This is a genomic window from Methylocystis echinoides (assembly GCF_040687965.1).
Lineage (GTDB): Bacteria > Pseudomonadota > Alphaproteobacteria > Rhizobiales > Beijerinckiaceae > Methylocystis > Methylocystis echinoides_A.
Genome location: NZ_CP156084.1, coordinates 1,708,944 through 1,734,065, shown reverse-complemented (window position 1 = coordinate 1,734,065; position 25,122 = coordinate 1,708,944). Strand labels below are relative to the sequence as shown.

Sequence of the window (25,122 nt, the reverse complement as noted above, 5' to 3'; positions counted from 1 at the left end):
CGCGACTCAAACATCTACCACAGCGGGCCTGTTTGAAAAGTTAGATTGCAGGAAGCCGCCATGTTCGAATCCGCCTCCTTGCCGCATGTCATGACCAAGACCGAGTTCGAGGACGCGGAGGCGCGGCTGCGGGAAAAGCTGCTCGATGCGCAATTCGAGGTCGCGGATCGGAAAAACGCCGCCGTCATGGTGCTCGTGAACGGCGCCGACGGGGTCGGCAAGGGCGAGATCGTCAACAGACTTTATGACTGGCTCGACGACCATTTCGTCGAGACCCTTTCCTACGGGCGGCCGACCGACGAGGAGCGGGCGCGGCCCGGCGCCTGGCGCTACTGGCGCGACGTCCCCGCCAAGGGACGCATCGGCCTCGTGCTGGGCTCCTGGCACCACCGCCTTTTGCGCAACCGCGCCCTCGGCCGGCTCGGCAGGAGCGCCTATGAAAAGGCGCTGGAGGAATCGATCCGGGCGGAGGAGATGTTGCGCCACGAGGGCGTGCATCTCTTGAAGATCTGGCTGCATATGGATTTCGCCGAATCACGGCGGCGCCTGAAGAAGCTGCGGCAGGGGAATGGCGCGCTGCGCCGGCCGGCGGTCGTCGAGTGGGACGAATTCGACAGCGCGAGAGACATCGCCAAGCTTGCCGAGGCGGCGCTCGAGATGATCGAACGCACCTCGACCGGCGACGCGCCCTGGGCCGTCGTGCCGGCCGCCGATCCGCTCTATCGCGACGCCGCCGTCGGCGATCTGCTGCTTCAAACCTTGACCCGCGCGGCGACCGACGCGCCGCCCTCGCCCCGCACGCTGGCGATCGCCGCGCCGGCCAACGATCTGCCCAAGCCCAGCCTCGTCGGGGCGCTCGACCTGACGCAGGCCGCTGACCCGGCGAGCTATTCACAGGAGCTGCGGGCGCTGCAGCAGCGCCTCACCGAGGCGACGACGGCGAAGAGCTTCGACAGTCGCGGCCTCGTCATCGTCTTCGAGGGCAATGACGCCGCCGGAAAGGGCGGCGCCATCCGGCGCGTGCGGGAGGCGCTCGACCCGCGCCGCTTCCGCGTGCATGGCGTCTCCGCCCCGACAGACGAGGAGCGGGCGCGCCCCTATCTGTGGCGGTTCTGGCGCAACGTCCCGCGGCGCGGCGACGTCGCGATTTTCGACCGCAGCTGGTATGGGCGCGTGCTCGTCGAACGCGTCGAGGGCTTCGCCGCGACGGAAGACTGGATGCGCGCCTATCAGGAGATCAACGACTTCGAGCGCGAGCTCCATGACAACGGTTATGTCGTCATGAAATTCTGGCTCGCCATCTCCGCCGACGAACAGCTGCGCCGGTTCCAGGACCGCGAGGCCAAGCCCTTCAAGCGCTACAAGCTGACGCCGGAGGATTGGCGCAACCGCGAGAAATGGGCGCTGTACGAAGCGGCGATGACCGACATGGTCGACCGCACCAGCTCGCGCCACGCGCCCTGGACGCTGGTCGAAGCCAATGACAAGAAATTCGCCCGGCTGAAGACTTTGAAAACCATTGTCGACAGGCTGGGGACGAATGGCAAAGCATAAGCTTCGCGCCAGAGCTGCGCCGCAATCTTCGACTCGTGCGTCATGTTCATGATGGCCCTCCCATTTGGGAAGGAGAGACGCCATGCGAGGATTGTCATGCGGGCAAAAGACATTTTGTCCCAGTTGGGATTCGCCGACCGCGAATTTCTCGAGGCCGCCGGGCCGGCGGTGCTCCGTCTCAAGCTGCTCGAAGCGAGCTATCTGTCGGAAAACCGGCGGCTTCCCGAGGAGATGCGCGAGGCTGCGCGGCAGGTGGCCGAGGAGCTGAGGCGGCTGATCCTGGAGCGCCCCTCGGTGTCGCTGATCGACCGCGCCGCCAAGGAAGAGGTCGACGCGCGGCGCGCGGCGAGGCCTGTCCCAATCCTCAGACGCGCCTGAGCCTCACGCGGACGTTCCGCTCAGCCGCTTCTCCCAGTGGAGCGCCTGTCGGACGATCTCGTCGAGATTGTCGTGTTGGGGCGTCCAGCCGAGGATGTCGCGGGCGCGCGCGTTGGAGGCGACAATGGCCGCCGGATCGCCGGGGCGGCGCGGCGCGTAGTCGACCGTAAAATCCACGCCCGACACGCGCTTGACCGCCTCGATGACTTCGAGCACCGAGAAGCCGTGCGCATAGCCGCAATTGGCGATGAGGCTTTCGCCGCCGCCGCGCAGATGCCTGAGCGCGTCGAGATGCGCGCGGGCGAGGTCGGTGACCTGAATATAATCGCGAACGCAGGTGCCGTCGGGCGTCGGATAATCCGTCCCGAACACCTGCATTCGGTCGCGCTTGCCGAGCGCGGTCTGCGCCGCGACCTTGATGAGATGGGTGGCGTTCGGCGTCGACTGGCCGGAGCGGCCCTTCGGATCGGCGCCCGCGACGTTGAAATAGCGCAGCACGACATAAGCGAGGTCATGGGCGCGCGCCACGTCCTCCAGCATCCACTCGACCATGAGCTTGGAGCGGCCATAGGGCGAGACGGGCTTGAGCGTGGCGTCCTCCGTCACCGGCAATTCGTCGGGATCGCCATAGACCGCCGCGGTCGAGGAGAAGATGAAATGCTTGACCTTGGAGGCGACCGCCGTCGCAATGAGATTGCGCGCCTTGGCGGTATTGTTGAGATAATAGCCTAAGGGGTCGGCGACCGATTCCGGCACCACGATCTTCGCCGCGAAATGGATGATGGCTTTAATGTCGTGGCGGGCGATGATGTCGGCGATGAGCGCCTCGTCGCCGTCGTCGCCGATGAAGAGCGGCACGCCCTCCGGCACGGCCCAGCGGAAGCCGGTCGAGAGATCGTCAAGAACGACCGGCTGTTCGCCCGCATCGATGAGTTCGAGCACCGTGTGGCTGCCGATATAGCCGGCGCCGCCGGTCACCAAAATCGCCATTTGAACCCTTTCCCGCCCGAAGGCGCGCCAAATTAACGCCGCACTCGCCAAATTTAGGTCTAAAGTCGCGCCCGCCGGCCCAGGCCGGGTAAGGCTCGTTGAAACGTCACTTGAAACGGACCCTCATGACCAAGCGCATTCGCAAGGCTGTCTTTCCTGTCGCCGGACTCGGCACGCGATTCCTTCCGGCGACCAAGGCTGTGCCCAAGGAGATGCTCACGGTCGTGGACCGCCCCGTCGTGCAGCATGTCGTCGACGAAGCGCGCGAGGCCGGCATCGAGCATTTTGTCTTTGTGACCGGGCGTGGCAAGGGGATGATCGAAGATCATTTCGACATGGCCTATGAGCTCGAGGACACGCTCAAGCGCCGCAACAAGACCAAGGAATATGAAGCGCTGATGGCGGACCTGCCGAAGGCCGGCGCCACGAGCTTCACCCGCCAGCAGGCGCCGCTCGGCCTCGGCCACGCCGTCTGGTGCGCGCGCGAGATCATCGGCGACGAGCCTTTCGCCGTGCTGCTCCCCGACATGATCACCCTCCCCGCCCCTGGTCAGACGGCGCGCTGCCTCGCCCAGGCCGTCGAGGCCTATGAAAAGCATGGCGGCAACATCATCGCCGTCGAGGAAGTGAAGCCCGAGGAGACGCATCAATACGGCATCGTCGCCAAGGGCAAGGACTATGGCGCGACCTTTGAAATCACCGGCATGGTCGAGAAGCCCCCGCAGGGGACGGCGCCGAGCAATTTCATCATTTCGGGACGCTATATTCTGGAGCCCGAGATTTTCGCGCTGCTCGAAAAGGGCGAGAAGGGCGCGGGCGGCGAAATCCAATTGACCGACGCCATGATCCACCTCGCCAAAGAGCGCCCCTTCCATGGCGTGCGTTTCGACGGCCGCACCTATGACACGGGCTCCAAGCTCGGCTTCCTCGCCGCCAACGTCGCCTTCGGGCTGGCGCGGCCGGATGTGGCGGAGGGGCTCAAGGCGGAATTGAAGAAGCTTCTGGGGTGAGAGGGAAAGGGCGGAGCGTTCGCCGCCGCCGCCCTCAGCTTGTTGACACGCCTGCGAGGCGGCCTCGTCCTTCGGGACGCCGCCTTCGGCGGCTCCTCACGATGAGGCCTGAGTTTTTGGCCCGTCGTAAAGGAGACCCTCATGCTGAGGAGCTTGCGCAGCAGGCGTCTCGAAGCGTGACGCAGACCGGGCGTCTTCCATCAGGAGGTCGGCCGAGTTTCCGGACGCTGCCGCCATCGCCGCCCGATCGCCAACCGCAGCAAGACGATCTGCGCCGCCAGCGCCACGAACAGCGTCTGCCAGATGACGAAAATTGCGCAGGGCTCGTTGTCGTCGCCGCAGCCAAAGGCGCCGCTGAGCGGGCCCGCCGCCAGCGCGCCCGCGGGCAGTGAAATCGGAAAGGACAGAATCAGCATGGCGCGGCGCGTAAAACGCCCGAGGCCGCGAAGTCGCTCGCCCACATCGTAGTCGTCATAGGCGTTGACGTAGATTGCTAACAAAACGAGCGCGGCCGTGATTGTCGCGATGGCGTAGAGAAGCCAGATCTTCCGGGCGAGGCGCTCCGCCTTGCCGCTGGCCTCCGCGTCGCCGCTCACCCCTTCTTCGGGCGGATGCGGATGATCACGTCGCAGCCGACGATTTCCATGCCCTCGGGCGGGGCCGGGAGGCGGGTGAATTCGACCGAGCCGTCGGCGGCGTCGAACATGCGGCCCGTCGCTTCGTCCATGAAGTGATGGTGCGGCGAGGTGCGGGTGTGAAAATAGGTGCGCGGGCCCTGCACCGCAATCTCGCGCAGAAGCCCCGCCTCGGCGAACTGGTTCAGCGTATTATAGACGGTCGAGAGCGACATGGTGAGGCCGGCTTCGCGGGCCTCGGCGTGCAGCGCCTCGGCGCTGACGTGGCGGTCGCCCTTGCCGAACAGCAGCTTGCTGAGCGCCAGCCGCTGCACCGTCGGACGCAGGCCGGCGTTGCGCAGACGCGTCTTGGGGTCGACCGGCACGCCGGCGGGCTGCTCGCGCAAACGACGGGAATGATCGAAGCTTCTGCCAGTGGGCTGATGCGTCATAGAAGGTCCAATGCGAGAGGTCTCGCCCCTTGAAAAACTCTTGAAGTTCAGTAGACGGCAGCGCAGCGGCGCTGTCAAATGCCGCAAAGTGAAAGATTTCCAAACAAGAGCGTCGTTAAGGCCATGACAAAAAACAGCTCTACGGGCCTTCTCACGGATCGGCGCGCCGCCTTGCGGGGCCTCTCGCTGGCTCTCCTGACCGCCGCCTGGCCGGCGCGCGGCGCGGATTTCAGCGCATTCGTTGAAGGATTATGGCCGTCGGCGCAGGCGGCCGGCGTCTCGCGGGAGACCTTCGAGTCGGCGGTCTCGGGCCTCGCGCCGGAGCCCGGCGTCCTCGCCAAACCAAAGGCGCAGGCGGAATTCACGATTTCCATTCCCGCCTATCTCGCCGCCTCAGTGACAAATGGTCGCGTCGCGCGCGGCCAGTCGGTCGCCGCCGAACTTGCGGGCCCGTTGCGGCGAGCGACGGACCGCCACGGCGTCCCGGGCGAGATCATCGTCGCCATCCTCGGCGTCGAGAGTAATTTCGGCGTCGCGACGGGCGGGGCCGACGCGCTGAAGGTGCTGGCGACGCTCGCCTGGAAAGGCCACCGCGCCGAGACCTTCATCGAGGAATTCGTCGCCGCGCTCGTCATGCTCGAAAAGGGCTATGCGACGCGCGGCCAGTTGCGGGGCTCGTGGGCGGGCGCCATGGGCCAGCCGCAGTTCATGCCTTCGGCCTATCTCAAATACGCCGAGAGCGACGCGGGGACGGGCGCGCCGGACATTTGGCGCTCGCATGCGGATTCCGTCGCGAGCATCGCCAATTTCTTGGCCAAATCAGGCTGGGCCGCGGGGCTGCCGGCGGTGACGGAGGTGCGGCTGCCGGACGCCTTCGACTACGCCGCTTTCGATCTCGACTTCCCGCGCTGGCGCGCGCTCGGCGTCATGCGCGCCGACGGCGCCGCGCTGCCGGCGAGCGGCGCGGCGAGCCTCTATCTCCCCGCCGGCGCGCGCGGGCCGGCCTTCTTGATTTCGGATAATTTCGAGGTCATCCGCCAGTACAACACCTCCGACGCCTACGCCATGTCGGTCGCGGTCCTCGCCGAGCGCATCGCGGGCCGCGACATTCCGCTCGCCCCCTGGCCGCGGGTCGCCCCGCTCTCGACCGCCGACGTCAAGGCCATGCAACAATTGCTCACCGAGAAGGGCCATTACCACGGGACGATCGACGGGAAGCTCGGCCGAACCAGCCGCAACGCCGTGCACGCCTTTCAACTCGCGGAAGGCATTCAGCCGGCAGACGGCTTTGCGACCAAGGAGATTCTCTTGCGGCTGCGCGGCGGCTAAGGCGGCCGGTTACCGCACGGGCGCCGAGACGAAGCCGAAGGCGACGCGGGTCAGCATGTCGGAGCCGAAGCGCTCCTCCGCCCGCCGCACGGTCTGGCCGCCGAGGCTGCGATAGAAGGCGAGCGCCTTCTCATTGTCGGCGAGCGCCCAGACGATGGTCGACAGATAACCGTGCTCGGCGAGTTCACGCCGCGCGGCGCCGAATAATCGGCGGCCCAGGCCGAGGCCCTGATATTCGGGCGCAAGATAAAGTTCGAAAATCTCGCCCGAATAGGGCATGGACGGCACGCGATTGCGCCCATAGGTCGAATAGCCGCCGATCCGCTTGTCACAGTCGAGGACCAGCAGTCCCGTGCCGCGCACGATCGCCGAATGCCACCACCTCGGCCCCCGCCGCGCAATCATGCGCTCGAGTTCGACGCCCGGGATGACGCCACGATAGGCGTCGCGCCAGGAGGCGTCGTGGACGCGAGCGATTTCCTCGGCGTCGCCGGGTCGAGCGTGGCGAATGGAGAAAGCGGTTTTAACCATAGGGATGATGTTAGGGCTCATTCGGCGCTTTGGGCAAGAGCCCCAAACCGACGAAAATGTAAAAAAACGAATGCAGTCCGGCTTAACTTTCGTTAACCTTGCGGCGCTCGGGGATGCACCCGTTGCGCCGCCGGCCTTGGCTTGCGCGCGGCCACGCGTTTGCTTATCCTGAAGCGATTTCGGCCATTGGCCGTTAAGCGAGGACTGTGAATCGTGGCTGTTGCTTACGCCACATATAGAGCCGTCGAGGCGCGTGGACAGCGCGGCGCTTGCGCCGCCGTGACGCCCGACCTGCGTCCGCTCGCCGGCCTGCTGCTGCTTCGTCGCCCCTGATCGCCCGCAGGGCTCTCGCCCAGGCCTTCAGGGGATTTAAAGACGAGAAACCATCAGGCCCTTCGAGGGCGAGCAGCTTTCAGAAAGTTTCCGACATGACCAATCCCGCACACGGCTCCACGGACAGCGCGCGCGTCGTCATTTTCGACACCACCTTGCGCGACGGCGAGCAATCGCCCGGCGCCTCGATGACGCTGGAAGAGAAACTGGAGGTCGCCGATCTCCTGGATCAGATGGGCGTCGACATTATCGAGGCGGGCTTTCCCATCGCCAGTCCCGGCGATTTCGAAAGCGTCGCCGAGGTCGCGCGCCGGGTGAAGAACGCCTCCGTGGCCGGCCTCGCCCGCGCCTCGGAGAAGGACATCGACCGTTGCGCCGAGGCCTTGCGCGAGGCCAAGCGTCCGCGCATCCACACCTTCATCTCCACTTCCCCGGTGCACATGAAATACAAGCTCCAGATGGAGCCCGAGCGGGTGCTGGAGCTGGTCGCGTCCTCGGTGAGCCGCGCCCGCAATCATGTCGCGGACGTGGAATGGTCGGCGGAAGACGGCACCCGCACGGAGATCGATTTCCTGTGCCGCTGCGTGGAGACCGCGATCAACGCGGGCGCGACGACGATCAATATTCCCGACACGGTCGGTTATACGACGCCGCAGGAATATGAGCAGCTGTTCCGCACGGTGCGCGAGCGCGTGCCCAACGCCGACAAGGCCATCTTCTCGGTGCATTGCCATGACGATCTGGGACTCGCCGTCGCCAATTCCCTGGCCGGCGTGCGCGGCGGCGCGCGTCAGGTCGAATGCACGATCAACGGCCTCGGCGAGCGCGCCGGCAACGCCGCGATGGAGGAAGTCGTGATGGCGCTGAAGACGCGCCACGACATTCTGCCCTATCACACCAATATCGACGCGAAGCTGCTGACGCGCGCCTCGAAGCTGGTGTCGGCCGTGACCTCCTTCCCGGTGCAATACAACAAGGCGATCGTCGGCCGGAACGCCTTTGCGCATGAGAGCGGCATCCATCAGGACGGCATGCTGAAGAATGCGCACACTTACGAGATCATGACGCCCGAAAGCGTCGGCGTCTCCAAGACGTCGCTCGTCATGGGCAAGCATTCCGGCCGCCACGCCTTCCGCGAGAAGCTCAAGGAGCTGGGCTATGATCTGGGCGAAAACCAGCTCAACGACGCCTTCAACCGCTTCAAGGATCTCGCCGACCGCAAGAAGTTCGTCTACGACGAAGATCTGATCGCGCTCGTCGACGACGAGATCGTCACCGCCCATGACCACATCAAGGTGCTGGCCTTGATGGTGATGGCCGGCACGCATGGGCCGCAGTCGGCGGCGCTGACGCTCGACATCGACGGCGACAAGGTCACCCATCAGGCGACCGGCAATGGTCCCGTGGACGCCATCTTCAACGCCATCAAGGCGCTGGCCCCGCATGAGGCGACGCTGGAGCTCTATCAGGTCCACGCCGTCACCGAAGGCACCGACGCGCAGGCGGAAGTCTCCGTGCGCCTCTCCGAGGACGGCAAGTCCGTCACCGGCCGCGGCGCCGATCCGGACACGCTCGTCGCCTCGGCGCGCGCCTATGTCTCGGCGCTCAACAAGCTGTTGGTGAAGCGCGGCCGCGCCAAGCCGGAGGCGATGCAGGCTGTTTGACGCGGCCCATTGTCATCTCTGCGTTCGAGCCCCTCCCCTCGCGGGGAGGGAGTCGGCGCGACGCGGCGACGGGGCGGGCACCGCGCCCTGGAACTAAAACCGCGTCTGCAGCCGCAGCGCCATAAAGGTTGCGCGCGGCCGTAGCGCATTCCACGGCTCCACCACCTGGAGATCGCCCGAAAGGCGCACCCACGGCGTGATCGCCCAGTTGTAGAAGGCCTCGATCCCGCCTTCGCTGCGCCGATAGATGCGCCGCTCGGCGAGGCCGGCGAGCAGTGGCGTCGTCAGCCCATAATGGAAGAAGCCGACGCCCCATTGATCGTCGGCTCGGCCCGGCAGCAGATTATTGCCGGCGAGCCCGGCGAGCGCGCTCCAGCGCACGGGGTTCGGATTGCCGTCCGAGAGAGTCGCCAGGCCGAAGAGGCCCCAGCCGACCGAGGGGTTGTCGGGGCTCGCCACGAGATATTGCTGGACCGCGTAGGACGCGAGCCAGAACCCTTTCTTGGTCACGGGCTGACGCGCGATCAGCCGCGCCCTGAGATCGTCCGTTTCCTCGAGGTCGAAGCCGCGCGCATTGCTGTAACCGCCGCGAATCGTATGAAAGCCGCGCAGCCCGCCGATCTCGATCGGCACGGTGACGCCCCCGACGACGCCGACGCCGCGCTCGAAGGGGCGCTGGAGGACGCGCGGATTCGCGGCGTTGCGCGGATCGGCGAAGACGAGCGTCGCGGTCGCAAAATCCGTCTTCAGCGTCGCGATTCCACCGAGAATGTAAGGCGGCGACACGATCAGCCGGTCGGCGACCGTGCCTGGCGACGCGACGCCGATGCCGGTCGACGGCAGGGCGAAGGCGCGGTTCATGAAGGTGTCGAGACCGCCGCCGCCGATCAGCGGCGTCTGCGCGGCGAGGGTCATGGTGTTGAACTTGCCGACGCTGAGCGAGAGTTGCTGACTCAACTGCTGCGTCACGACGAGCGACAGCGCCGAATGGTAATTGTCGTTCGCGATGAACGCCTGCGCGGCGTTCACCGGGACGAGGGCGAAGTCCTTGTTGTTGATGTTGAGCCCGAAGTAATGCTCGTATTGCGCGCTGATCCGCAGACCCCGCCACAGGCCGAGCTTTTCCGCGTCGATCTTCAGGAAGCCGTCGACTTTGCCGCCGTAGCGCGAGACGCCGTTATTGCCTCCCGCCGCGATCCCCTGGAAAAATTGCGTGACCCAGACGTCGGCGTCGACCCCGTACCGGCGCAGCAGCGCCTTGGGACCGTCGGGTGCGTCGGCGAAGGATTTTCGCTTGAGCAGAGAGGCCGCCTCGGGCGCAGGACCGTCTTTGCCGGGCGCGCGGTCCTCGGCGTTCGCGGCGCCGGCGAGGAGTTGCCCCGCCATCACGAAGACGAAAATCTTTCGAGTCTGCTGCAAATCGCCGTTCCGCCTGCGCCGATGACCACAGGCGAGAGTGCATATTTTATGCGTGCGCGGCTATGACAGCCTCGCAACAGCCACGAATTGTTTAATGGTTTTGCGCGCCGGACGGCTCACCTTGCAGCGGCCGGATCCGCGCCTATCTCTTGGATGAGCCGGCGGCCCGTTCCGCCGGAGAAAAACGGCCCGAGCGCGGATGTACCGCCGGGCCGTTTTTCACATGGGGTCAGCGCCAATGATGGCCACGCCACCCCCAATGGCGGTGCGGCCGCCAGCCGTAGCGGCGCCAGCCGTGGCGATGACCAGCGGTCGTCAAGAAACAGCCGCGCGGGCCACACACCCGCACTGCGTGGACCGGCTCCGTCGCGGGCGTTGCGTCGACCCCGACCCTGGCGACGGGCAGCGCCGCCGCGGGTGCTGAAACGAGGACGGCGAAGCCGCAGGCAAAGGCGGCCGAGGCGATGACGTTGACAGAGTTATCCATGCGGATTGTCCCTTTTTCTCGGGTCCTGGGCGCAAGCGCGCAGCAAGTCAGAGGTCTCTCGAAGGAAAAGAAGCCGTCGCCTTGCCGCGCCGCGCCAGAGACGATGAAGGGAACCTGTCGCTGGTCGCCTCTGTGTCAACCCCGCGATTGCGCGCCTGCTATCGACGTGCGCGGCCGAGATTCTTCTCCAGTTCGACGAGGCGCGTCGTCGTGTGCAGCACCGTATCAGGGTTGAGGCTGATCGAATCGATCCCGAGTCGCACGAGGAACTCCGCCATTTCCGGATAATCCGACGGCGCTTGGCCGCAGATTCCAATATGGCGCCCGTTGCGCTTCGCGCCCTCGATCGCCAAGCGGATGATCGTCTTCACGCCCGCGTCGCGCTCGTCGAAATCGAAGGCGACGATTTCGGAATCGCGGTCGACCCCCAGGGTCAGCTGGGTGAGATCGTTCGAGCCGATCGAGAATCCGTCAAAATGCTTCGAGAATTCGTCGATCAGCAACACGTTGTTGGGGATCTCGCACATCACATAGATTTCGAGGCCGTTCTTGCCGCGTTCGAGGCCGAGTTCGCGCATCAGCGCGATCACGCGCTCCGCTTCCTCGACGCGTCGGCAGAAGGGGATCATCAGTTTGACGTTCGCAAGACCGAGTTCGTCGCGAACGCGCTTCATCGCCGCGCATTCGAGCGCGAAGCCTTCGCGGTAGTTGGGGTGCGCGTAACGAGAGGCCCCGCGGAAGCCGATCATCGGATTCTCTTCCTTGCCCTCGAAGGCGCGGCCGCCGAGCAGCGTCGCATATTCATTGCTCTTGAAGTCGGACATGCGCACGATGACGGGCTTGGGATAGAAGGCCGCCGCAATCGTTCCGACGCCCTCGGAGAGGCGCTCGACGAAGAAATCGCGCGGGCTCGGATAATGCGCCGTGAGTCGCGCGATCTCGGCGCGCTCCTTGTCGTCGAGCTTTTCCGGATGAATGAGCGCCATCGGATGCGCCTTGATCGACTCCGAAATGATGAACTCCATGCGCGCGAGGCCAACGCCGTCGTTCGGCAGCGCGGACAGGCCAAGGGCGACTTCCGGGTTGCCGACGTTCATCATGAGATGCGTCGCCGGCCGCTCGAGGCTCGTAAGGTCCGTCTTGACGACGTCGAAGTCGATCTCGCCCTCATAGACCTTGCCGACGTCGCCCTCGGCGCAGCTCACCGCGATGAGATCGCCGGTGCGAATGACATGCGTCGCCTGATCGGTTCCGACAATCGCCGGAATGCCGAGTTCGCGCGCGACGATGGCCGCATGGCAGGTGCGTCCGCCGCGATTGGTGACGATGCCGGCGGCCGACTTCATCACCGTGCCCCAGTCGGGAGAGGTCGTGTCGGCGACGAGGATTTCACCGGGGACGAATTTCGAGAGCTCGCTTGCATGCTCGATGACGCGCGCCTTGCCGAAGGCGATCTTGGCGCCGACGGCGCGGCCCTCGACCTTCACCGGTCCATGCTTCTTGACGCGATATTCCTCGACGACGTTGCGATTTTTTCGCGAGGCGACGGTTTCGGGCCGCGCCTGGACGATATAGAGCTCGCCGTCGACGCCGTCCTTGGCCCATTCGATATCCATGGGACGACGCGCGCCGGCCTTGGCGCTGTAATGTTCTTCGATGGCGATCGCCTGCCCTGCGAGCGCCAGCGCCTCTGCGTCGGTGATGCAGAATTTCTCGCGCTCCTTGCGGTCGGTCGGAATGTTGCGCGTCGTTGCGCGGCCGCGGCTGGAGAAGATCATCTTGATCTTCTTCGGCCCGAGCGACCGCTTCAACACGGCGCGCTTGCCGGCCTTGTAGGTCGGCTTGAAGACATAGAACTCATCTGGGTCGACCGCGCCCTGCACGACGTTCTCGCCGAGCCCATAGGCGCCGGTGATGAAGACGACGTCCTCGAAGCCGGTTTCGGTGTCGATCGTGAAGATGACGCCCGACGCCGCGAGGTCGGAGCGCACCATTTTCATGACGGCGACGGAATTGAACACTTTGAAATGGTCGAAGCCATTGTCGATGCGGTAGCGGATGGCGCGATCGGTGAAGAGGCTCGCGAAACAATGGCGCACGGCGTCGAGCACGGCCGCCGGACCCTGCACGTTGAGATAGGTGTCGTGCTGTCCGGCGAAACTGGCGCTCGGCAAATCTTCAGCCGTCGCCGACGAGCGAACGGCGACCGAGAGGTCCGGCCCATATTCGTCGGTAAGCCGCGCGAGCCCGGCGCGGATGTCGGCCTCGACCTCCACCGGGAGGCCCGCGCCATAGACGATGTCGCGCGCGCGGGCGGCGCGGCGGGCGAGGTCGTCCACATCGTCCGGATTGAGCCCCTCGAGCGCCGCTTTCAGCGCATCCCACGCGCCCGCATCGTCCAATACGCGACGATAGGCCTCGGCCGTGACCGCGAAGCCGTTCGGAACGCGAAGGCCCTTCGCCGTCAATTCGCGATACATTTCACCGAGGGAAGCGTTCTTGCCGCCCACGAGCGGAACGTCCTCTATGCCAACCTCGGAAAAGAAGCGGACATAGCGGCCGTCGCCACGGACGGAGGAAGGGGCCGGCTGGTTTTTGTCGTGCATGTATCGAACCACTTCTCGGTTGGGGCGTCGCGACCTTATCGAAAACCGATACGAAGGAAAATTAACAGGCTGACGGGCGCGCGGGGCCTTGAGGCATTTAGCCGCGCGCCGCGCCCGTCCCATACTGATCGAGCAGCTCGATCACTTCGTCATCGGAGACCTGACGGAAATCGGCGTAATAGCCGCCGACGCCATAAAAATACTCATGCGCCTCGAGGCAGACGATCTCGTCCGCTTCGGCGCGCAGCGCGTCGAGGGCTTCGGTCGACGCCACCGGGACGGCGAGGATCAGCCGTTTCGGCGCCTGCGCCCGCACCGCCCGCAGCGCGGCGCGCGTCGTCGCGCCGGTGGCGACGCCGTCGTCGACGACCACGGCGACCCGGCCCCTTGCGTCGGCGCGGCGCCGGGAGCCGAAGTAGAGTTTGCGTCGCCGTTCGATCTCGGCGCATTCGTGCGCGCAGGCCTCGTTGAAACGAGCGTCGCTGACGCCGATGAGCTCGATCACGTCCTCGTTGCGCACCACGACAGGCGTTCCGCTGTCGGCGACGGCGCCCATGGCGAGTTCGGGCTGATAGGGCGAGCCGATCTTTCGGACCAGCGCCAGATCGAGCGGCGCCTTCAGCGCTCGGGCGATCGGCGCCGCCACCGGCGCGCCGCCCCGCGGCAGCGCGAAAACGACGACCTCCGCGCCGGTAAGGCGGGGAGCCAGTTCTTCGGCGAGCCGTCGGCCCGCTTCTTCACGGTCGAGAAACGGCACGTTCGTTCCCTTCATTTAGAAGTCCTGCGCCAGAAGGCGCTCTGCTATTGAAAGATAGCGGCCCGCGAGCGGCGTCCATTTCTGTGGATGGCGCGGCGCGGGCTCAAGAAGATGCGCGAAGGACAGCCGCGCGCGCAGCGCCGCCCGCCAGGCCCCGTAAAGCGCCACGAGATCGTAAGGCGGCGGCGCGCCAAGTCGTTCCGCAAGCGCCTCCGTGAAGCGCCGCAACAGCGCCGGCGCGCCGAGCTGCGCACATTCGACGCCGAGAAGCGCGATTTCGTCGAAAGGGTCGACCTGCCTGAGCGCCGCATTGAACTCGAGACAGTCGAATATGACTACGGGGTGATTGAGACAAATATGCTCGGGCCGCAAATCGCCGTGGCCGTCGACGACATGCCCCTCCAGCAGGCGCGCCTCCAACCGCCCCCGGGCTGCGGCGAGGCGCGCGTCCAAGGCGTCGAGCAAGCGGGCCGCCTGGTCACGGCTGGCGAAGTCTGGCCGCGTCAAGACCGCGCGGTTGAGGCGCTGTTCGGCGACGAAGCGCGCGACATAGTCCGAGGCAGTGAGGAATGTGCGATCGGCGCCGCGGTAGAAGCGCGCCAGAGCGTCGCAGATTTCACCGAGCTGCGCGTCGCTCGGGCCGCCCTGCGCAATGAGCCTGTCAAGCATCAGGTCGCGCGGCAGCCGACGCATTTCGACGAGCCAGTCGACCACGACGCCGCCGCCGCCAATGGCCAGTCGACCCTCTTCCGTCGTGAGCGCCACGACGCCGAGATAGACGTCCGGCGCCAGACGCCGGTTGAGCTGCGCCTCCGCGCGGCAATCCTCTTCGCGCGCCTCGAGCGTCGAGAAATCGAGGAAGGGATAGCGCACGGGCTTCTTGAGCTTATAGGCGCGCGCGCCGGCGAGAAAGACATAGGACATGTGCGTCTCGACCGCCTCGACCGACGCCGGGCCAAAGACGTAGGACGCGGGCGCGCTCAGGAATCTGAGCTTCTCCGCCAAAGAAGGCTCAAGCATGTCGCCGCTTTCGATGAGGCTGCTCACGTCGGCTGTCTCGTTCACGCTTGCGCGCCGTCGCCATTCTCGTCTCCCCTCACATATGATAGCCCGCTCACGAGCAGGACGGAAAAGGCGATGGCCTGGGAAGACTGGACGCGACATCTCTGGGACTGGCCGCTGGCCTCGCTCGAGATGTGGCGTCGCGCGCTCGAGCCCGGCGATGAGGCGACGGCGGGGCGGCCGCCGCCGCCATGGACGACGCCCGCCCGTCTTACGCTCGAGCTCGCCTCCATGCGCCTGTGGGATTTCTCCACCGCAAGGAAGCAGCGGCCGGCTGTGATTCTCTCGCCCTTCGCCCTGCATGACGCGCAGATCGCCGACCTTGCGCCGGGCCACAGCATTGTGGCGACGCTGCTGCGCCATGGCTGCCGGCGTCTCTATCTGATCGAGTGGAAATCGGCGACGCCGGCGACGCGGCTCGAAACGATCGACGATCTCCTGGCCGCGCTCAATGTCGCAATCGACGATCTGGGCGCGCCGGTCGACCTCGTCGGCCTTTGCCAGGGCGGGTGGCTCTCGCTCCTTTATGCCGCGCGTTTTCCGGCGAAGGTCAGCCGCATCGTCCTCGCCGGCGCGCCGGTCGACGTGGCCGCCGAGGCCTCGGCGCTATCGGAGCCGGTGAAATCAACCTGCGACGACGAAATCCGACGGCTCATCGACCTCGGCGGCGGATGCGTGAAGGGCGAGCGGATGGCGCCGCTCTGGCCGCGCGAAGACGACTGTGAAAAGCGCCTGATCGACGCGCTCGAGATCGAGCCGCCCTTCAGCGCGCCGCGCGCGGCGCGGGCGGCGGCGGCCTTTCGGGAATGGGACCGCCGCACGCTCGATCTGCCGGGCCCCTATTTCCATGAAGTCTTCCGACATCTCTTTCGTGACAATCTTCTCGCGAAAGGCGGCTTCCCGGCCCTCGGCCGCCCCGTCGATCTTGCCGTCCTTCGCCACCCTTTGTTCCTGCTCATCGGCGAGAAAGACGCCATTGCCCCGCCAGCGCAGGCCCTCGCCGTCACGCGCCTTACACAAGGAGCGGCGGAGACGGCGCAAGCGCCTTGCGGTCACCTCGCGTTGTTCATGGGACGAAAGACGATTGCACGAGAATGGCCGCGCGTCGCGGCCTGGCTCACAAAGGCGGAGGCGCATCCATGACCACGGAGCCCATGATCTTCGCGCTCGGCGCCAGCCGCTCCTTCGGCGCCGCGGTCGCCGCCTCCGTCGGACTCGACCTTGCGCCGCTCGAAGAGCGCGCTTTCGAAGACGGCGAATATAAACTGCGGCCGCTCACGAGCGTGCGCGGCCGCGACGTCTATGCGGTGTCGAGCCTTTACGCCGAAGCTGGCGCGAGCGGCGCCGACAAGCTCCTCAAGCTTCTTTTCTTCATTGGCGCGCTCAAGGACAACGGCGCCGCCCGCGTCACGGCGGTCGCGCCCTATCTCGCCTTTTCGCGCAAGGATCGCCGCACCAAGCCGCGCGATCCCATCGCCACGCGTTATGTCGCGCAGCTTTTCGACGCCATGCGCGCAGATGCGGTGATGACGGTGGACGTCCATAATATTGCGGCGTTCGAGAACGCCTTCCGCTGTGAAACCCTGCCGCTCGACGCTCATGCGCTGTTTGCAAAACATGTCGCGCCGCTCGTCGCCCAGGCCCCGGTCGCCGTCGTGTCGCCGGACCTCGGCGGCGAGAAACGCGCCGAGCTTTTCCGCCAAAGGCTGGAGCGTCTGTTGCAGCGGCCGGCCGCCAAGGCCTTCATGGACAAGGTGCGCAGCGAAGGGCGCGTCAGCGGCGAGATTTTCGCCGGCGACGTCGCCGGCCGCACGGCGCTCATCCTCGACGATCTGATCGCCGGCGGCGGCACGGTCGCGCGCACGGCGGCCGCTTGTCGGGCGCAGGGGGCCGCACAGGTCTTCGCCCTCGCGACGCATGGCGTCTTCGCCAAGGCGGCGGGGCAAGTCCTGGGCGCGGCCCCGATCGACAGGTTGATCCTGACCGACTCCGTTCCTGTCCCGGAGGAGAGCCCGGTCGCCCAGGCGCTCGGCGCGCGGCTGTCCGTTCTCCCGCTGGCGCCGCTCATCGGGCAAGCCATCAGGCGTCGTCACGAGAACCGCTCGATTGTCGATCTGCTGGCGGAAGGCCCATAGCGCCTTCACGGAAGCGCTACAATTGACCGCCATTGTTGCGATCCAGTTCATTCTCCAGGAGCCTCATGACCTCCCCGCCGACACGCCGCGACGCCGCGCCGCGCCCCCTCCATCGCGCCACGCCGCCGCTCATGCCGCTGCTCCGGCCGCAGTCCTTCGAGACGGTGGACCGCGTCGCCCAGGCGACCGCCGCCCGCTTTACGCAAGGCATCTCGCCGCATGCGCAAATGTCGGCCTGGATCGATTGGGCGTCGCATCTCGCGCAAGCGCCCGGCCGACAATTGGAGCTTGCCCTGGAGGGCTGGTCCTCCGCGGCGCGGCTCGCGCATTTCGGCCTGCACAATCTGTTCAGCGACAAGGCCGAGCGGCCGTTCCCGCCGGAACCCGACGACCGGCGCTTCGACGATCCGGCGTGGCGGACCTTCCCCTATCTCTTCATCGAACAGGCGCACCTCGCCCAGCGGCAATGGTGGCGAAAGGCCACGCGCGAGGTGCGCGGCATGCGCCCGAACAACGCTTCGCGCGTCTCCTTTCTGGCGCTCAAATATTTAGACGCCTTCTCGCCTTCCAATCTGCCCTGGCTCAATCCCGTCGTCGCCGATCGCACGCAACGCGAAGGCGGCGCCAATCTGTTGCGCGGCTTCGATTATTTCCTCGAAGATTTTCTCGACGTCGCGACGCAGAGCGAAAACGGCAATGGCTATGTCGTCGGCGAGGACGTCGCGGCGACGCCCGGCGAGGTGATCTATCGCAATCATCTGATGGAGCTGATCCAGTACAAGCCCGCGACCGACAGCGTCTACGCCGAGCCGCTGCTCATCGTTCCGGCCTGGATCATGAAATATTACGTGCTCGATCTCGCCGCGCATCATTCGCTCGTGCGCTATCTGGTCGAGCGCGGCTTCACCGTGTTCATGATCTCCTGGCGCAACCCGACCGCCGAGGACCGCGACGTCACGCTCGACGATTACCGCACGCAGGGGATCATGGAGGCGCTCGACGTCGTCGAAGCGGTTCTGCCCGGACGCAAGATTCACGCGGCCGGCTATTGTCTCGGCGGCACGTTGCTGTCCATCGCCGCGGCGACCATGGCGCGCGACGGCGACAATCGTCTCGCTTCGGTGACCCTGCTCGCCTCGCAAACCGATTTCAGCGAGCCCGGCGACCTGATGCTCTTCGTCGACGCGGCGCAGGTCGCCTTTCTCGAAGACATGATGTGGGATCAGGGCTATCTCGACACCCATCAGATGGCGGGCGTGTTCATGGCGCTGCGCTCGAATGAATTATTCTGGGCGCGCGCGATCAAGGAATATCTGCTCGGGGACCGCGAACATGCAACCGACCTCATGGCCTGGAGCGCCGATCAGACGCGCATGCCCTATCTCATGCATTCGCAATATCTGCGCGGGCTCTTTCTGGAGAATCGGCTGACCGCCGGGCGCTTCGCGGTCAATGACGAAGTGATCGCGTTGAAGGACATCAGCGCGCCCATGTTCGTCGTCGGGACGGAGACGGACCATATCTCGCCCTGGCGCTCGGTCTACAAGGTCCATCTCTTCACCGACAATGACATGACCTTCGTACTCACCAATGGCGGCCACAACGCCGGCATTGTCTCGGAGCCCGGACATCCCGGAAGGCGCCACCATATTGCCGTGCGGGCGCGAAACGATCGCTATGTCGGCCCCGATCATTGGCGCGAGCGCGCGAAACTCATCGAAGGCTCCTGGTGGCCGGCCTGGGCGGCGTGGCTCGAGCGCCATAGCGCGGCGGAGCCGGTCGCGCGGCCGCCGATTGGGGCGCCGCGAGAAGGCCACGTTCCGCTCGAGCCCGCGCCGGGAAGCTATGTCCGCCAGCGCTGATGATCGGAAACTTCCCCGCTCGCGCCTGAAAGGGTTTAACCTTATGCCCGCGTTACGATTCGCGAGGGGAAAGACATGGCGACGTTCAGGCCTGACCAGGAGAATTCCGTCTACATTGGACAGGGCGCGCAGCTCACCGGCGAGCTTCGGGCGGATGACATTATCGTCGTCGACGGCGCCTTCGACGGCGAGATTTTCTGTAACCACCTCATCGTCGGTCCCACGGGCGTGGTGAAGGGCAAAATCATCGTGTCGAGCGCCGAGATTTCCGGTCAGGTGAGCGCGGAGATCACCGCCAAGCAGTTGATGAGCGTGCGCGCCACGGGCCGCGTCGAGGGCAGCTGGGATTGCGGCGCCATCGAGGTTGCGCGCGGCGCCGTGTTGAACGGCTCGGCGAATGTGGCCGAAACCACTGGCGCCAAGCCGCGCGAGGTCCCGGCGCCGCGTCGCATCGAGCCGCCCATGATCGAGGAGGAGCACGATGAGCGCGACGCTGTCGCCGCCATTGCGGCGCCGCTCGGCGCGCGGCGGCTGACCAAGTTGAACCTGCGCGTCCCCCGCCGTTCGGTGGGGTGACTGGAAGGGTTCATGGATTTGACGACGTCATTGCGAGTGGAGCGAAGCAATCGGGGAGCAAATGAGGCTCTGGCGCTTGCGCGCTTCTCTCCTGCGATGATGGCGGTCAAACCTTCCAGATCTCCTGCGCATATTCGCGGATGGTGCGGTCGGACGAGAACCAGGCGACCCGCGCCGTATTGAGAATCGCCGCGCGCCGCCACGCCTTCTCATCGCGCCAGCGCGCGTCGACCTGCCGCTGCGCGGCGCAATAGGCGTCGAAATCCTTCGTCACCAAAAAGTGATCGTAATAGGTGAGCGTGTCGACGAGCTGCGCGTAGCGATGCTTGTCATCCGGCGAGAACAGTCCGCTGGCGACGGCGTTGAGCGCCCCGGCGAGGCGCGGGCTTGCGGCGATGGCCTCGCGCGCGTCGATGCCCCGCGCGCGGCTCGCCTCGACCTCATGCGCGGTGAGCCCGAAAATGAAGATGTTTTCGTCGCCGACGCGCTCCCTGATTTCGACATTGGCGCCGTCGAGCGTGCCGATCGTCAACGCGCCGTTCAACGCGAATTTCATATTGCCTGTGCCTGACGCCTCCATGCCGGCGGTCGAAATCTGCTCCGAGAGATCGGCCGCGGGAATGATCTTTTCGGCGAGGCTCACATTGTAATTGGGCAGGAAGACGATCTTGAGAAGTCCGCGCGCCGCCGGATCGGCGTTGACGATCTGCGCCACGTCGTTCGCGAGCTTGATGATGAGCTTCGCCTGATGATAGCTCGCCGCCGCCTTGCCCGCGAAAATTTTCACGCGAGGCACGAAATCTCGGTTCGGCTGCGCGGCGATGTCGAGATAGAGCGCCGCCGCATCCAGCACATTGAGCAGTTGTCGCTTATATTCGTGGATGCGCTTGATCTGCACGTCGAAGAGCGCCTGCGGATCGACCCGCACGCCGACGCGGTCCAAGATCGTCGACGCGAGCCGCTCCTTGTTCTCGCGCTTCGCCGCCGCGAAGCGCTCCTGAAACGCGGGATCGCCGGCGAAGGCTTCAAGGCCTGAAAGTTTCGTGGGGTCGTCGAAGACCGCCGGCCCGATCGTCTCGGCGAGCAGGCGCGAGAGCGGCGGATTGGCCTCCAGCAGCCAGCGCCGGAAGGTGACGCCATTCGTCTTGTTGACGACGCGGTCGGGATAGAGACGGTGGAATTCCTTGAACACCGTCTCTTTGACGAGCTCGCTGTGCAAGGCGGAGACGCCATTGACCTTGTGCGAGCCGAGAAATGCCAGATGCCCCATGCGCACATGACGGCCATTGTGCTCGTCGATGAGCGAGACCGAGGACAGCACGCCCGCATCGCTCACGCCCTCGGCGCGCAACCCGTCGAGATGCATGGCGTTGATGAGGTAGATGATCTGCATGTGGCGCGGGAGCAGCTTCTCCATCAGCCACACCGGCCAGGTCTCCAACGCTTCGGGCAACAGCGTGTGATTGGTGTAGGAGAAGGTCGCCTGGGTGATGCGCCAGGCCTCGCTCCACTCGAGGCCATAGACGTCGACGAGCAGCCGCATCAGCTCGGCGACGCCGATCGCCGGATGGGTGTCGTTGAGCTGGATGGCGACCTTGTCGGCGAGCTTCCGGATGTCGCCCGTCTGCTTCAAGTGCCGGCGGACGAGGTCCTGCAACGAGGCGGAAGCGAAGAAATATTCCTGCCGCAGCCGCAGTTCCTGGCCGGCGGGGGTCGAGTCGCTCGGATAGAGCACCTTGGAGATCGCCTCGGCGCGCACCTGCTCTGACAGCGCGCCGACATGGTCGCCCTGATTGAAGGCGTCGAGACGCAAGGGGTCGGGCGCGCGGGCCGACCAGAGGCGCAGCGTGTTGACGTGGCGGCCACGCCAGCCGACGACCGGCGTGTCATAGGCGACGGCGACGATCGTCTCGGCCGGGCGCCAGACATGCGCGAGCAGATTGTCCGAAAGCCGCGTGCTTTCGACATGGCCGCCGAAGCCGATATCATAGGTGATCTCCGGGCGGGGAAACTGCCAGGCGTTGCCGAAGGAGAGCCAGTCTTCCGGATATTCGTGCTGCCAGCCGTCCTTGATGGTCTGGCGGAAAAGCCCGTGATCGTATCGGATGCCATAGCCCATGGCGGCGATTTCCAGCGTCGCCATGCTGTCCATGAAACAGGCGGCGAGCCGGCCGAGGCCGCCATTGCCGAGGGCCGCGTCCGGCTCCACCTCGCGCAGCCGATCGAGATCGACGCCGAGTTCGGAGAGCGCGTCGCGCATGGCGCCGGTGAGGCCGAGATTGGTGAGCGTGTCGACGAGCAGCCGGCCGACCAGAAACTCAAGCGAAAGGTAATAGACCCGGCGTCGATCCTCCCGGTAATTGCGCTTGGTCGAGGCGAGCCAGGATTCGACGAGACGATCGCGCGTCGCGAGCGCCGTCGCCACGAACCAGTCGCGCGGGCTCGCCGCCTCATTGTCCTTGCCGACCGTATAGGTGAGGCGGCGCTGCACTTCGCTCTTCAGGGCGGCGACGGTCTCGGCGTGGGAATGCTGATTCATCGCGACGACGTTCAACGGGATCTCTTTCTTACCGAGGGAGGCAATTCCGTGGGGGCGGGCGCGACTTTATGAGGCGCGGGCCTTTAGGCAATCCAAGCTTAAACAAGGGGATCGGCCAGGTAAACCAAGGCGCGGCGCGGCGGCGCCGAATTGGTCAGAAGAAGAGCGGTCAGCGCAAAATATAGTCGACGGCGCCCGAGCCGCGGCGGGGCTCCTGCGCGCCGGCGCAGCAGCCGACCGCCACAAGCCGGCGGCCGGCCACGCCCTCGCGGCGCAGATAACGCTCGGCCGCGAGCGCGCGGCGGCGCGCCAGCCCCTCGTTCGACGCGCCCGCGTCGGCATGGCCCCTGACTTCGATCGTCGCCTGCGGACAGCGGCGGATCACCTCCACCGCCTTGTCGAGCGCGAGCGCCGCGCGGCGGTCGATGGTCGTGCGCGCCGGGCGGAAAGCGACGGGCTCCGACGCCGCGGTCTCGTCGAGGGCGCGCTGGCACGCCGTCGCGTCGAGTTCACCGGCGTGCAGAGCGGCGGGGGTGGGCTCGGGGTCGCTGTCGGGCGGCGGCGGCGCGATAGTCGCCGTCCGATCCGGCGTCGTCTCGGGCGCGGCGGGCGCAGCGGTTTGCGCGACGATCACCCGCCGCACGCCCGGCGTCGCGGCGATCTCGGCCATGAGCGCCGGCTTGTCGGCGGCGGCGCTGGGCGCGGTGACGTCCCGGCCAGAGACGCCAAAGCCTGCCGGATCGACCCCTGCGCCTTGCGCGAGGGCGGCGATACGCTTTTGCACATAAGCTTCATAGGCCGGCGCGCCGATTTCGACGGCGCCCCACCACACTAGCGCGACGGGAAGCAAGCCCACGGCCCAGCGTTCGTGATCGTCGAGCGTTCCGCGCTTCAGCGCCGCGAGCGCGGCCCCGAGCAGGAAGGCGGCGAAACAGGCGAGCGCGATTTCGATCGCCGTCGAAACCACGCCCTCGACGGCGCCGACGGCGACCGCCGTCACGCCCGCGACAGAGGCCGCGCCGAACCAGGAGAGCCAGCGCGCCGGCCGGGAGCGAAGCGTCCCGCCGTGGAGGAACGTGGCCGCCGCCGCGCCGATCGCGAGACAGGCGACGAGCCAGGGCCATAGGTGAGCGAGAAAATCCAGCATGGCGGCCTTTGTCGCGGAAAAAAGCCGCGCAGTCGCGACAATGCGGCGCCCAAACAGGGATCGCAAGCCCAACCGTGCGCGCGTGAATCCGACCGCGTTGACTTTCGCGCTCGCGGGCGCGCATCCTCCCGGACGTCTTTTCCCGCCCGGTATCGCAATGGATTTTCAGACCATCCTCGCCGTCAATCTGATGGCGCTTTCGGCCCTGTCCCTCCTCCTCGACCTTTTGCAGCGCCGGGGCGGGCCGCACAGCTTCGCGTTCGTCAACGCCCTGGTGCTTTTCATCGGCGCCTTCGCCCTGTGGTTTTTTCCGCAGGAGGCGGGCAAACTCGTTTCCCTGGCGTTCTTCCCGCTCGTCGCCGCGCCGATGACGCTCGCCGCGCTGCAGTCGCGCCACACCCGCGCCGGACGGCTCGAACAGGCCGCGCGCTGCGCCGATCTCGCCGCCCTGTTTCATCCCACCAGGGCGATGCGCCTTTCCGCCGCCTACGCCCGCGCCGCCGCCATCGACGACCCGCGCGAAAAGGCGCGCGCCTTCGCCGCCCTCGCCGCCGAGGCGCCGCCCGAACAGGCGGCCGCCATCGAGACGCGGCTTCTCGCCGAGCGCGGCGACTGGGCGAAGGCGTTGGCCCTCTCGCAAAATCCCGAAAACGCCCGCCAGCTTTCCGCCTATCGGTTCCGCGCGCTCGGCGAAACCGGCCGCATCGAGGAGCTCATGCGCGATTACGCGCGCTCGGCGGACTCGACCCCCTTGGAGCAGATCGCCTTTTCCTGGCTCTTCGTCCTCGCCTTCGGCGGGCGCCCGCGCGAGGTCGACGCGCTCGTCGCGCATCTTTTGCGCCTCGACCCGGACTCCGCCGCTTATTGGATCGCCGTGGCGCAGAAGCGCGCCGGGGAAGAAGCGCCGGCGCGGGCGACCTTCGAGCGGCTCGCCATCAGCCTCAAGGAGACGCCGGCGGCGATCGCCGCGCGCCGCCAGCTCGCGGCGCCCTGGGGAGAGCCCGCGCCGCTCTCGCCGCGCGCGCAGGAGATCGTCGAGGGCGTCGCCGCGCGCGTCGATCTGGAATGCGCGCGGGCGACGCGGGGCTGGCGGCTGCCGCCGGTCACTTTGACGCTCCTCGTCGTCAATTCAGCCATGTTCGCGGCTGAAACGGCGTTCGGCGGGTCGCAGGATTTGCAGACGCTGATTAGGCTCGGCGCGCTCTGGGCGCCGCTGGCCCTGCATGGCGAAAGCTGGCGTCTCATCACCGCGACGCTGCTGCATTACGGCCCGCTGCATTTTGCCCTCAACATGGTCATGCTGGCCCTCATCGGGCGCGAACTCGAAGATGAAATCGGCGGCTGGCGCCTGCTCGCGGCCTATCTGGGCGCGGCGCTGATTTCATCGGTCGTCGTGCTGGCTGTGATGATCATGGGCGCCGGCTATGGGCTCTATGTCGGGGCCTCGGGCGCGATCTTCGGTCTTTTCGGCGTCGTCGGCGCGTTGAGAATGAAGGACTGGCTGCGCCATCGCGCCAGTCTCGACGCCTTCCGCGCCACGGCGCTCGGCCTCGCCATGCTGGTGCAGATCGCCGCCGATTTCATCCTGCCGATGTCGAGCCTCGCCGCGCATCTCTCCGGCTTCGGCTTCGGGCTGCTGGTCGGGATCATCGTCGAACCGAAGCGCCGATAGGGGCT

Annotated in this window: 21 protein-coding genes; 10 read left to right on the top strand and 11 right to left on the bottom strand. The window is 66.3% G+C overall.

All coding sequences use genetic code 11. The features are described from left to right. The first annotated feature begins 60 nt into the window (after nucleotides 1-60). Nucleotides 61-1,554 (top strand): polyphosphate:AMP phosphotransferase, encoded by a 1,494-nt coding sequence (pap, locus tag RVU70_RS08380; protein ID WP_363350874.1) that lies wholly within the window; start codon nucleotides 61-63, stop codon nucleotides 1,552-1,554. 96 nt (nucleotides 1,555-1,650) lie between these two features. After that, nucleotides 1,651-1,932, top strand: a complete 282-nt coding sequence (locus tag RVU70_RS08375; RefSeq protein WP_363350872.1) for a hypothetical protein — start codon at nucleotides 1,651-1,653, stop codon at nucleotides 1,930-1,932. A 3-nt stretch (nucleotides 1,933-1,935) separates the two neighbouring features. Here RVU70_RS08375 and galE read toward each other — a convergent pair whose 3' ends face one another. Beyond that, entirely contained in the window at nucleotides 1,936-2,922 is a 987-nt protein-coding gene (gene galE / locus RVU70_RS08370; RefSeq protein WP_363350870.1) for a UDP-glucose 4-epimerase GalE, read from the bottom strand. 125 nt (nucleotides 2,923-3,047) lie between these two features. On the opposite strand from galE, the gene galU reads away from it, so the two are divergent. Further along, complete coding sequence (gene galU, locus RVU70_RS08365) at nucleotides 3,048-3,932, top strand: UTP--glucose-1-phosphate uridylyltransferase GalU (protein WP_363350868.1); 885 nt, start codon at nucleotides 3,048-3,050, stop codon at nucleotides 3,930-3,932. A 200-nt stretch (nucleotides 3,933-4,132) separates the two neighbouring features. On the opposite strand, the gene RVU70_RS08360 is transcribed toward galU, so the two are convergent. After that, nucleotides 4,133-4,528 (bottom strand): hypothetical protein, encoded by a 396-nt coding sequence (locus RVU70_RS08360; RefSeq protein ID WP_363350866.1) that lies wholly within the window; start codon nucleotides 4,526-4,528, stop codon nucleotides 4,133-4,135. Continuing rightward, nucleotides 4,525-4,998 carry an iron response transcriptional regulator IrrA gene (irrA, locus tag RVU70_RS08355; protein ID WP_363350863.1) on the bottom strand — a complete coding sequence of 158 codons (474 nt, stop codon included), beginning with the start codon at nucleotides 4,996-4,998 and terminating at the stop codon, nucleotides 4,525-4,527. The genes RVU70_RS08360 and irrA overlap by 4 nt, the downstream gene beginning before the upstream one ends. 123 nt (nucleotides 4,999-5,121) lie before the next feature. Here irrA and RVU70_RS08350 point away from each other — a divergent pair, with 123 nt between their 5' ends. Further along, nucleotides 5,122-6,327 (top strand): lytic murein transglycosylase, encoded by a 1,206-nt coding sequence (locus tag RVU70_RS08350; RefSeq protein WP_363350861.1) that lies wholly within the window; start codon nucleotides 5,122-5,124, stop codon nucleotides 6,325-6,327. A gap of 9 nt (nucleotides 6,328-6,336) precedes the next feature. Here the strand turns inward: RVU70_RS08350 and RVU70_RS08345 are convergent, their stop codons facing one another. After that, on the bottom strand, nucleotides 6,337-6,858 hold the full coding sequence (locus RVU70_RS08345) for a GNAT family N-acetyltransferase (RefSeq protein ID WP_363351276.1): 522 nt from the start codon (nucleotides 6,856-6,858) through the stop codon (nucleotides 6,337-6,339). Between the two features lie 428 nt (nucleotides 6,859-7,286). Here RVU70_RS08345 and RVU70_RS08340 point away from each other — a divergent pair, with 428 nt between their 5' ends. Continuing rightward, nucleotides 7,287-8,855 (top strand): 2-isopropylmalate synthase, encoded by a 1,569-nt coding sequence (locus RVU70_RS08340; protein ID WP_363350859.1) that lies wholly within the window; start codon nucleotides 7,287-7,289, stop codon nucleotides 8,853-8,855. Between the two features lie 93 nt (nucleotides 8,856-8,948). Here RVU70_RS08340 and RVU70_RS08335 read toward each other — a convergent pair whose 3' ends face one another. The 5 genes from RVU70_RS08335 to RVU70_RS08315 all read right to left on the bottom strand — a co-directional run bounded on the left by RVU70_RS08335 (nucleotide 8,949) and on the right by RVU70_RS08315 (nucleotide 15,189). After that, nucleotides 8,949-10,274, bottom strand: coding sequence for a carbohydrate porin (locus tag RVU70_RS08335; protein WP_363350857.1), 1,326 nt, complete (start codon nucleotides 10,272-10,274; stop codon nucleotides 8,949-8,951). A 229-nt stretch (nucleotides 10,275-10,503) separates the two neighbouring features. After that, nucleotides 10,504-10,761 (bottom strand): hypothetical protein, encoded by a 258-nt coding sequence (locus tag RVU70_RS08330; protein WP_363350855.1) that lies wholly within the window; start codon nucleotides 10,759-10,761, stop codon nucleotides 10,504-10,506. Nucleotides 10,762-10,919: 158 nt separating this feature from the next. Next, a complete protein-coding gene (gene ppsA / locus RVU70_RS08325; RefSeq protein ID WP_363350853.1) occupies nucleotides 10,920-13,367 on the bottom strand; it encodes a phosphoenolpyruvate synthase in 2,448 nt (815 codons plus the stop codon). Nucleotides 13,368-13,464: 97 nt separating this feature from the next. Beyond that, on the bottom strand, nucleotides 13,465-14,124 hold the full coding sequence (locus tag RVU70_RS08320; RefSeq protein ID WP_363351274.1) for a phosphoribosyltransferase family protein: 660 nt from the start codon (nucleotides 14,122-14,124) through the stop codon (nucleotides 13,465-13,467). Between the two features lie 15 nt (nucleotides 14,125-14,139). Continuing rightward, complete coding sequence (locus RVU70_RS08315) at nucleotides 14,140-15,189, bottom strand: hypothetical protein (protein WP_363350851.1); 1,050 nt, start codon at nucleotides 15,187-15,189, stop codon at nucleotides 14,140-14,142. A gap of 72 nt (nucleotides 15,190-15,261) precedes the next feature. Here RVU70_RS08315 and RVU70_RS08310 point away from each other — a divergent pair, with 72 nt between their 5' ends. The 4 genes from RVU70_RS08310 to RVU70_RS08295 all read left to right on the top strand — a co-directional run bounded on the left by RVU70_RS08310 (nucleotide 15,262) and on the right by RVU70_RS08295 (nucleotide 19,759). Further along, entirely contained in the window at nucleotides 15,262-16,329 is a 1,068-nt protein-coding gene (locus tag RVU70_RS08310; protein WP_363350849.1) for an alpha/beta fold hydrolase, read from the top strand. Beyond that, nucleotides 16,326-17,321, top strand: a complete 996-nt coding sequence (locus RVU70_RS08305; RefSeq protein ID WP_363350847.1) for a ribose-phosphate diphosphokinase — start codon at nucleotides 16,326-16,328, stop codon at nucleotides 17,319-17,321. The genes RVU70_RS08310 and RVU70_RS08305 overlap by 4 nt, the downstream gene beginning before the upstream one ends. A 65-nt stretch (nucleotides 17,322-17,386) precedes the next feature. After that, nucleotides 17,387-19,183, top strand: a complete 1,797-nt coding sequence (locus tag RVU70_RS08300; RefSeq protein WP_363350845.1) for an alpha/beta fold hydrolase — start codon at nucleotides 17,387-17,389, stop codon at nucleotides 19,181-19,183. Between the two features lie 75 nt (nucleotides 19,184-19,258). Next, a complete protein-coding gene (locus tag RVU70_RS08295; RefSeq protein ID WP_363350843.1) occupies nucleotides 19,259-19,759 on the top strand; it encodes a polymer-forming cytoskeletal protein in 501 nt (166 codons plus the stop codon). 106 nt (nucleotides 19,760-19,865) lie between these two features. Here the strand turns inward: RVU70_RS08295 and RVU70_RS08290 are convergent, their stop codons facing one another. Further along, complete coding sequence (locus RVU70_RS08290) at nucleotides 19,866-22,298, bottom strand: glycogen/starch/alpha-glucan phosphorylase (RefSeq protein WP_363351272.1); 2,433 nt, start codon at nucleotides 22,296-22,298, stop codon at nucleotides 19,866-19,868. A 169-nt stretch (nucleotides 22,299-22,467) separates the two neighbouring features. Then, nucleotides 22,468-23,445, bottom strand: a complete 978-nt coding sequence (locus RVU70_RS08285; RefSeq protein ID WP_363350841.1) for an OmpA family protein — start codon at nucleotides 23,443-23,445, stop codon at nucleotides 22,468-22,470. A 157-nt stretch (nucleotides 23,446-23,602) separates the two neighbouring features. Here RVU70_RS08285 and RVU70_RS08280 point away from each other — a divergent pair, with 157 nt between their 5' ends. Continuing rightward, nucleotides 23,603-25,117: a rhomboid family intramembrane serine protease gene (locus RVU70_RS08280; protein ID WP_363350839.1), complete on the top strand. Its 1,515-nt coding sequence runs from the start codon at nucleotides 23,603-23,605 to the stop codon at nucleotides 25,115-25,117. Nucleotides 25,118-25,122 lie beyond the last annotated feature (5 nt).

Coding starts and splice junctions, on each gene's coding strand:
- pap (WP_363350874.1), top strand. CDS start 61: ATGTTCGAATCCGCCTCCTTGCCGCATGTCATGACCAAGACCGAGTTC.
- RVU70_RS08375 (WP_363350872.1), top strand. CDS start 1,651: ATGCGGGCAAAAGACATTTTGTCCCAGTTGGGATTCGCCGACCGCGAA.
- galE (WP_363350870.1), bottom strand. CDS start 2,922: ATGGCGATTTTGGTGACCGGCGGCGCCGGCTATATCGGCAGCCACACG.
- galU (WP_363350868.1), top strand. CDS start 3,048: ATGACCAAGCGCATTCGCAAGGCTGTCTTTCCTGTCGCCGGACTCGGC.
- irrA (WP_363350863.1), bottom strand. CDS start 4,998: ATGACGCATCAGCCCACTGGCAGAAGCTTCGATCATTCCCGTCGTTTG.
- RVU70_RS08350 (WP_363350861.1), top strand. CDS start 5,122: ATGACAAAAAACAGCTCTACGGGCCTTCTCACGGATCGGCGCGCCGCC.
- RVU70_RS08345 (WP_363351276.1), bottom strand. CDS start 6,858: ATGGTTAAAACCGCTTTCTCCATTCGCCACGCTCGACCCGGCGACGCC.
- RVU70_RS08340 (WP_363350859.1), top strand. CDS start 7,287: ATGACCAATCCCGCACACGGCTCCACGGACAGCGCGCGCGTCGTCATT.
- RVU70_RS08330 (WP_363350855.1), bottom strand. CDS start 10,761: ATGGATAACTCTGTCAACGTCATCGCCTCGGCCGCCTTTGCCTGCGGC.
- ppsA (WP_363350853.1), bottom strand. CDS start 13,367: ATGCACGACAAAAACCAGCCGGCCCCTTCCTCCGTCCGTGGCGACGGC.
- RVU70_RS08310 (WP_363350849.1), top strand. CDS start 15,262: ATGGCCTGGGAAGACTGGACGCGACATCTCTGGGACTGGCCGCTGGCC.
- RVU70_RS08305 (WP_363350847.1), top strand. CDS start 16,326: ATGACCACGGAGCCCATGATCTTCGCGCTCGGCGCCAGCCGCTCCTTC.
- RVU70_RS08300 (WP_363350845.1), top strand. CDS start 17,387: ATGACCTCCCCGCCGACACGCCGCGACGCCGCGCCGCGCCCCCTCCAT.
- RVU70_RS08295 (WP_363350843.1), top strand. CDS start 19,259: ATGGCGACGTTCAGGCCTGACCAGGAGAATTCCGTCTACATTGGACAG.
- RVU70_RS08290 (WP_363351272.1), bottom strand. CDS start 22,298: ATGAATCAGCATTCCCACGCCGAGACCGTCGCCGCCCTGAAGAGCGAA.
- RVU70_RS08285 (WP_363350841.1), bottom strand. CDS start 23,445: ATGCTGGATTTTCTCGCTCACCTATGGCCCTGGCTCGTCGCCTGTCTC.
- RVU70_RS08280 (WP_363350839.1), top strand. CDS start 23,603: ATGGATTTTCAGACCATCCTCGCCGTCAATCTGATGGCGCTTTCGGCC.